The 7,255-nt window shown below is 39.3% G+C and carries 8 protein-coding genes; 4 read left to right on the forward strand and 4 right to left on the reverse strand.

Annotated elements, in window-relative coordinates:
• Positions 1 to 926 (reverse strand): methyltransferase (locus JWQ54_RS06545; protein ID WP_299581893.1); only part of this gene is annotated, 926 nt, incomplete at its 3' end.
• 706 nt (positions 927 to 1,632) lie between these two features.
• Between JWQ54_RS06545 and JWQ54_RS06550 the strand changes: the two genes are divergently transcribed.
• Both JWQ54_RS06550 and JWQ54_RS06555 read left to right on the forward strand, forming a co-directional pair.
• Complete coding sequence (locus JWQ54_RS06550; protein ID WP_299581896.1) at positions 1,633 to 2,139, forward strand: hypothetical protein; 507 nt, start codon at positions 1,633 to 1,635, stop codon at positions 2,137 to 2,139.
• Positions 2,140 to 2,381: 242 nt separating this feature from the next.
• Complete coding sequence (locus JWQ54_RS06555; RefSeq protein WP_299581899.1) at positions 2,382 to 2,888, forward strand: DUF2165 family protein; 507 nt, start codon at positions 2,382 to 2,384, stop codon at positions 2,886 to 2,888.
• Positions 2,889 to 3,078: 190 nt separating this feature from the next.
• Here JWQ54_RS06555 and JWQ54_RS06560 read toward each other — a convergent pair whose 3' ends face one another.
• Complete coding sequence (locus tag JWQ54_RS06560) at positions 3,079 to 3,945, reverse strand: DUF808 domain-containing protein (protein ID WP_299581902.1); 867 nt, start codon at positions 3,943 to 3,945, stop codon at positions 3,079 to 3,081.
• Positions 3,946 to 4,234: 289 nt separating this feature from the next.
• Between JWQ54_RS06560 and JWQ54_RS06565 the strand changes: the two genes are divergently transcribed.
• Positions 4,235 to 4,900 carry a Type 1 glutamine amidotransferase-like domain-containing protein gene (locus JWQ54_RS06565; RefSeq protein WP_299581905.1) on the forward strand — a complete coding sequence of 222 codons (666 nt, stop codon included), beginning with the start codon at positions 4,235 to 4,237 and terminating at the stop codon, positions 4,898 to 4,900.
• 306 nt (positions 4,901 to 5,206) lie between these two features.
• On the opposite strand, the gene JWQ54_RS06570 is transcribed toward JWQ54_RS06565, so the two are convergent.
• Positions 5,207 to 5,965: an SDR family NAD(P)-dependent oxidoreductase gene (locus JWQ54_RS06570; RefSeq protein WP_299581908.1), complete on the reverse strand. Its 759-nt coding sequence runs from the start codon at positions 5,963 to 5,965 to the stop codon at positions 5,207 to 5,209.
• A 62-nt stretch (positions 5,966 to 6,027) separates the two neighbouring features.
• Positions 6,028 to 6,798, reverse strand: a complete 771-nt coding sequence (locus JWQ54_RS06575) for an SDR family NAD(P)-dependent oxidoreductase (protein ID WP_299581911.1) — start codon at positions 6,796 to 6,798, stop codon at positions 6,028 to 6,030.
• A 105-nt stretch (positions 6,799 to 6,903) separates the two neighbouring features.
• Between JWQ54_RS06575 and JWQ54_RS06580 the strand changes: the two genes are divergently transcribed.
• Positions 6,904 to 7,255 (forward strand): helix-turn-helix domain-containing protein (locus JWQ54_RS06580; RefSeq protein WP_299581914.1); only part of this gene is annotated, 352 nt, incomplete at its 3' end.

The raw sequence follows: 7,255 nt of genomic DNA on the forward strand, positions 1-7,255 counted from the left end.
GTTCCTGTTTCAATAAGCATATTCAAACTCATCATCATACCAAAAACGTTTTGCTTTCTTTCATCATCTATAATGCCTTCAATAGCTACAAATGCACCACCAGCGGGGAGTGCGTCATAAGCTTTTCTCATTAATGATATTTTATTTTCTTCGTTCCAATCATGCAGGATATTTCCCATTACAACAACGTCTGCATGGGGTATTGGCATAGTAAAGAAGTCGCCGCTTGCAGCTTTTACACGATCTGATAACCCGAATTGCTGTATGGTAGCACTTGCAATAGGCTCAACCGGCGGCAGGTCGAAACTTGTACAATGCATATGGGGATTATGCTTTGCAACCATCAATGAAAGCAAGCCGGCTGAGCCACCTACATCAATCAATGTTTTATAGTTTGCAAAATCAAATTTTTGAGCAAAGGCCATAAAATTACCCATTTGGATCCCGCTCATTGCATTGGTAAATTCTTTTAATTTTTCAGGGTCCTTGTATATCAAACCGAAAAAATCCTCACTCTTTTTTACTTCATTTTGCGGAAGCCCGGTAAGCAGCCCCTCGCCCAGGTTACCCCAAAATGCATATAAACGATTGTTCATCATTTCAAGGATCCCTCCAATATATGATGGCTTGTTTTTATCTAAAAATGTATCTGTGTCTACGGTATTTGAATAAATAGCTGTATCCAAAATACCTTCACGCTTTAAAAAACCAAACACCGTTAAAGCATCTAGAAAATCATAAACGTTCCTGTCTGTACATTTAAGCCCTAAAATGTCTTTGACATCTTTGGCCTTCATAGTTTTCTTTTCAGCGAGCCTGGTGAATAGTTGAAAACTCACTGCAGTCAAAAGAATTTTTGAGGCCCAAAAGCCGGTGCCAATTTTCATAATGTTTTCAGGCGATGGCTGGTTAGTTTGCTGTTCCATTTTTTTGTATTAATTATCAGGTTTAATAAATTGGTAGCGCCTTCCGGAAAATTCTACCGGAAGCAGGCAAAAATTGGGTTATCTAAAATACAGCGATTTAATTTGATATAAGAATAAAGGTCCATTTAAGAATAATTTTTACTTTACTGCTCAAATCAAGTTGCTTAATGATTAAATACCTTGATTGACAGTAACATATGTCAATTTTGGCGGGTACATTGTGTTTTTTGAAAAGTACTCCTGAATTACTCACCCTTTATATGGGGAAACCTGAAGTTTTACGCTCTTTTTAAAAAACAAAACCTGCAAATATTTGACTTGCTGGCTTTGGGGCAATAAGGCCATTTTTAAAAATGGTGAAGTGTTTCAAACTAAAGCCAAAATTCTTCCTGGTAAAAATGATTACTTAAGCTAGCTCCTAAGCGCCAGCTAACTTAGAAACTATAGTCTATATAACTTTTTAACGTTGTTTCTATATAGAAAAAATAAAAGTGGGGAGCGACTGCACAAGTCTAGACCTATTTCTTGTCTAATTGCTGATTTAAATTTATGAAGAACAATCCTGGCACATTATAATCTTAATTTATAGAGGTTGTGTAACTTTTTATGTATTTAAATATTTTAATCACTGCCGACATCGGATGTTCGATATATTTATTACATTTAATTCTAAACTAAATAATCACTAATCGCAGCTAAATCCAAAATGTTTAACCAAGCCTTATATTTAACGGAAATGACTGAAATGGTTGATAAAGCCATTAACAGACTACAAACTGAAAAGCCCACTTTTAAAATTTACACTGCAAGTATTTGGACAGATCCCGATGGTGCTGTAAGTTCAATTAACTTCGACGGCAAGGATAACTCACTTAAAAAAGTGGCAGAATCTAATAAGTGGAATAAAAAATATTACGACCAATATTTAGCTGAAGGGGATATCGAACAAGCGGAATTATTTAAGCCAAATCAATATACAAGAATTTGCAATCCTGCAGATTTTGAATTAAGAGACTTTGAACAAAGTTCTCATCAAAGCTTCTCCGAAGGATGGGAAAGTGAAACTGAAGGGGAATGTTGGACGGAAATTGAACCGGCTTTGATCGAAATTGGCAACTATGCTTTTTCAAAGATTAAAAAATTAAATATAGAAGATGGCTTTGAATTAGCGATAAATAGTAACGAAGATTGGTATGATAAGACATGGCAGTGACCATTATCTATAAACAATGATTTGTTATCAAATAAACAGGCCTTCAGAATGCTTGTTTGATTTATCCTATATGGGATATTTCAGCGGCCCTTGAAACTACAAAACCTGAACTCTTTTATGGCTGATTTGTATTGTACGGCGGGGTTAATTGATTAATTCCTAATAATTTAGATGGTGAACATGGCAGGGTATTTATTAGGTTATAAGATCTAATTATATATTTGGTAAATAAATACTTAAGTATGCCCTCAGTACACTTTTTGTTCCGCCTTGCTAAAACAACTGCAGTGATTGCAATTGGCTTAATGGCTTTATTGATAGTAATTGGAAATACAACCGATTACTTTACAAACTATCTGTTTGTTGAGCACGTGATGAAAATGGATACCATTTTTCCCGGCAGTCATTTACAATACAGAAGTGTCAACAGCACGTTTATGTTTCATGCAGGATATATCCTGCTTATCATCATGGAAGCGGCTATGGCATTTTGCTGTATAAATGGAAGCTGGCTACTGGCTAAAAACCTTAAAAACAGTGCGACAGTATTCCATGCCAGTAAAAACTGGGCCGTTGCGGGATTGATCATCGGTATAATAATTTGGTTTTTAGGGTTTGAAGTTATAGGCGGAGAGTGGTTTGCCATGTGGCAAAGCAAAATTTGGAATGGGTTGGCGGCAGCCGAGCGGATACTTAGCTTCCTGGTATTGGTGCTCATTCTTTTGCATCTAAAAGAAGAAGATTATTAAAACACTTTCGAATAGGGCATTAAATCGTCGTTCCCAAAATAGCACAATTATTAAAAAGCCTCCGGATTTCCATCTTAAGGCTTTTCAAATAATCTCCCATGCCATTCCGATGGATGGGTTTAAATGTGGTCCTTAAACTACAAAACCCGAACTCTTTTATGGCTGACTTGTATTGTGCGAAGGGTGTGGATCATTTTTTAAAAGATGACAATATCTTTCGGCCACCCGTTAGTAGGGCTACCATAATCAAGCCGACAACCAATCCTATCATGAGCTCCCTGATCATTGATGGCAGGTTTGGCAATAAATGATGTAAATATTCGATATTGTGAGCGAAAATTCCACCTGAAACCAAGATCAAAGCAATTGTTCCAACCACGCTTAACAGCTTAATAATAACCGGTAACGATTTAACCAGTAACCCCCCCACGGCTGAAAAGAAACCTTTGTTATGAGAGTGCTTAATCAATTTATAGCCGGCATCATCCATCCTGACAATAATTGCAACTATGCCATAAACGCCTATTGTTGCCAGGAATGCAACAACCGAAACGGTTATTCCCTGTATCGCCAGGCTCTTTTCTGTGACAGAGCCCAGCGCAATAATTACGATCTCTATAGACAGAATGAAGTCGGTTGTTATAGCCGATTTAATTTTTGCTTTTTCGGCATCGGTGTCGTTTTGTTCGCTTTCTTTAATTACCTGGTGTGCCGCTTTTGAACGATGAAAAAGGTATTCAATTATTTTTTCAACTCCCTCATAAGCCAGGTAAAAGCCTCCTAAAACCAGGGCGATTTTAACACCCAACGGGAAAAACACACTTAATAATAAAGCGATGGGGACAATAATAAGCTTATTAACCAATGAGCCTTTTGTAATAGCCCATAGTACGGGCAATTCACGCGACGATAAAAAACCTGTAGCTTTTTCTGCATTCACCGCTAAATCGTCGCCCAATATACCTGTAGTTTTACGCGCCGCTACTTTAGCTGTCATCGCTACATCATCCATCAAAGCACCTATATCGTCCAAAATCGCAAAAAAACCTGATGCCATGTTTACTGTAGTTGTTGGTTGTAAAATATAAATTAAAATCGATTTTGTGGTATTATTGATAAGCTAACGAAGAATTTTAATTCAGCCTACGGTCGAACTATTTTTTCAAATATCGCTCTGTACTTTTCGATACTGCCTTTGTTTGACCCACAAGTAATCGGCTTTGGCGATGTTGTTCTTAAAGATTTTGCGATTTATGATTTAATTTCAACCTTTGAATTAAACATAGGCTATTGAAAACTTAACAACAGGCCATCAAGCACAGCGACGATAGCCAAAGAAAGAAATTATGAAGCTTCTTCTCACCTCTGCGGGCATCAGCAACACGAGCATTCATAATGCCCTGGTTGACCTCCTGGGCAAACCGATTGCCGGGGCAAGCGCCCTTTTTGTCCCTACCGCAATATACGCGATAGCTGGCGGTGCTGACATATCACGAAAGGTGATTTGCGGATCATTAGGTGACCCTTTCTGCGAATTAGGATGGAAGTCGCTGGGAGTGCTTGAGCTAACGGCTCTGCCTAGCATCAAACAAGAACTTTGGGTTCCCATGCTCCGGGAGACTGACGCCTTGTTGGTTGGAGGCGGCGACTGCCAATATCTCTGCTACTGGATGCAGCGGTCCGGACTGGCAGACCTATTGCCGTCGTTGCTGCGCAAAACGGTCTACGTGGGTTTGAGCGCCGGTAGTATGATAATGACCCGCTTTGGAACGACCTACGGTAACCATACGTTGCCAGCCGAAAGCGATAAGTCGCTGGGACTGGTTGATTTTGCAATACACCCGCACCTCGATTACGAGTGGTTTCCGGAGAATTCCCTGGCCAACCTGGAAAAGTTGGCCGCTACGATACCAGTGCCGTCATATGCAATTGACGATCAGACCGCCATTAAAGTGACCGACGGTACCGTAGAAGTCGTCTCCGAAGGACATTGGAAGCTGTTTACCCCCTAATATCACTAATACTGACCCGAGAAAACAGATAGCTTAGAAACACAAAATCCTTCAGAACTCAATCTGAAGGATTTGGATACTTGTTTTTATTCAGTATAAAAACTTTTGAATAAAATCCCATATAGGAAAAATAGTGGCCTCAAAGGCTCCGATTTCCAATAATTTTATAGAGGATTTACAACTATTAATTAACCTAACGGTATAATAAAGGCCGATTTCGAAAATGGCGACGAGAAGTGTTTCAAACTATTTTAATTCGATGTGCCTGTAATTGCCATAACAATTAGTTTTGTGGTTCGTATGAAATTAAAAACCATACATACCACCCGAAACGGAAATTTGCTCACCCGTAATCCACGCTGCATCATCGGAAGCAAGAAATACGACAGCTTTCGCAATATCTTCTGGCTGACCTCTGCGACCAAGCGGTGTATTGGCAATAAACATTTTTTCATACTCACTGCCGGTAGTGACGCCCGCACTACGTGCACCTTCTGTTTCCGTAGCGCCCGGCAAAATAGAATTGATCCGAATGTTTTTTGCACCCAGTTCTTTCGACAAAGAGATCGTTATGGCATTTAATGCCGCTTTAGTTGCAGAGTACAATGAGGCTGCCGGAAGAGGATATTTGCTTGCACCCGAACTGATATTGATGATATTGCCGCCCTTATCGCCAAACAGTTTCAAAGATGCCTGTATAGTAAGTATAGGACCCAAAACATTGACGTTGAAATGCTGATGAAAAGCTTCTACCGATGCCTGTTCAATAGGTAAATATTGCTGAAAGACCGCGTTGTTTACCAAAATATCCAACGAGCCAAAAGCCTTCTTTGTTTCTTCAAACAGCCTGATTACATCGGCTTCTTTCGATACATCGGCCTGTACAGCAATGGCTATGCCTCCATTGTCGGTTATTTCCTTGACTACGCTATCTGCGCCTTCTTTGCTTGAAGCATAATTTACAACAACCTTTGCGCCTTCTGCCGCAAAATGTTTTGCGATAGATGCACCTATTCCTTTTGAAGCACCCGTAACTACGGCTACTTTATTTTTTAATTTACTCATTTTGAAAATTATTTTAATTGTTTAATGGCACGAGTTACAAACCCGCGCCGGCGCGGGGTCAATTATTTAGCTGGCGACAAATAGGTCATACCACCATCAACAAGGAGTTCAGCACCAAGCATAAACGAAGAATCATCAGAAGCCAGGAAAACCGCTGTTTTACCAATGTCAGATGGTTGCCCAATTCTGCCTATCGGCATTACACCTGCCCAGTAATTTTTTACAGCTTCAAGTTGTTCTGCAGGAACAAACTTGTCAAATACTGGTGTATCTGTTGTACCTGGTGATATTACATTTGCTCTAATCTTTCTATCTAAAAGGTCGTTTGAAAATCCTTTTGCAAAATGGATTACAGCCGCTTTTGCAGCACCATAAAGAGTAAAAGACGAATATGCCCGATGCCCTGCATTTGACCCGATAAGAATAATAGAACCACCATCATTCATATAGGGCAGTGCTTTATGAACAGTGAAGTAAACACTTTTCAGGTTTACATCCATTGTCTTGTCATAGTCGGCTTCGCCAATATCTGCCACAGAACCAAATGCTGCTCCTGTAACTGCACCACCTGCATTGGCTACAATCACGTCTATTTTACCAAATTTTTCAGTTGTTTCTTTAAACACTCTTTCCAGGTCGGAAACGTTGGTTACATCGGCATTTATGGCTATAAAATTATCTCCAAGCTGAGCCACAGAACTATCTAAAGTTTTCTGATTTCTGCCGACTATAGCTCCGAAAGCACCTTCGTTTTTAAATGCTTCAGCAATACCAAACCCGATACCGCTATTGCCGCCTGTAATTACGGCAACCTTGTTTTTTAATTTACTCATTATTTCTTTTTTTAAAGATTGAGCGACAAAGGTATACTACTAAAGTTATTTTTAGTAACTTTGTACTGGAAAATAACAGTAACACAAAGGTAACCAAGTAACATTATGGTGTGTGCAATAACAGAGTTCCAACAGGAACAAAAGAAAAGAATGAGAGCCGTTCAAGATTCAATGGACGTGCTGAATGGGAAATGGAAGATTTCTATTATTTCGTCTATTTGCTGTTACGGTAAAAGGCGTTTTTCCGATATTTTGAATGATATAGAAGGAATTTCCAACAGAATGTTGAGCAAAGAATTAAAGGAATTGGACATAAATCAATTGGTCAAACGAACCGTTTTAGATACACAGCCTATAACGGTTCAATATGAACTTACGGAACACGGCAGTACGCTACAAACCCTAGTCAACAATCTGGCAGATTGGGGAAGTACACACCGAAAGAAAATTGTAGGGG

It is taken from the genome of Mucilaginibacter sp. (genome assembly GCF_028288225.1).
Taxonomy (GTDB): Bacteria; Bacteroidota; Bacteroidia; order Sphingobacteriales; family Sphingobacteriaceae; genus Mucilaginibacter.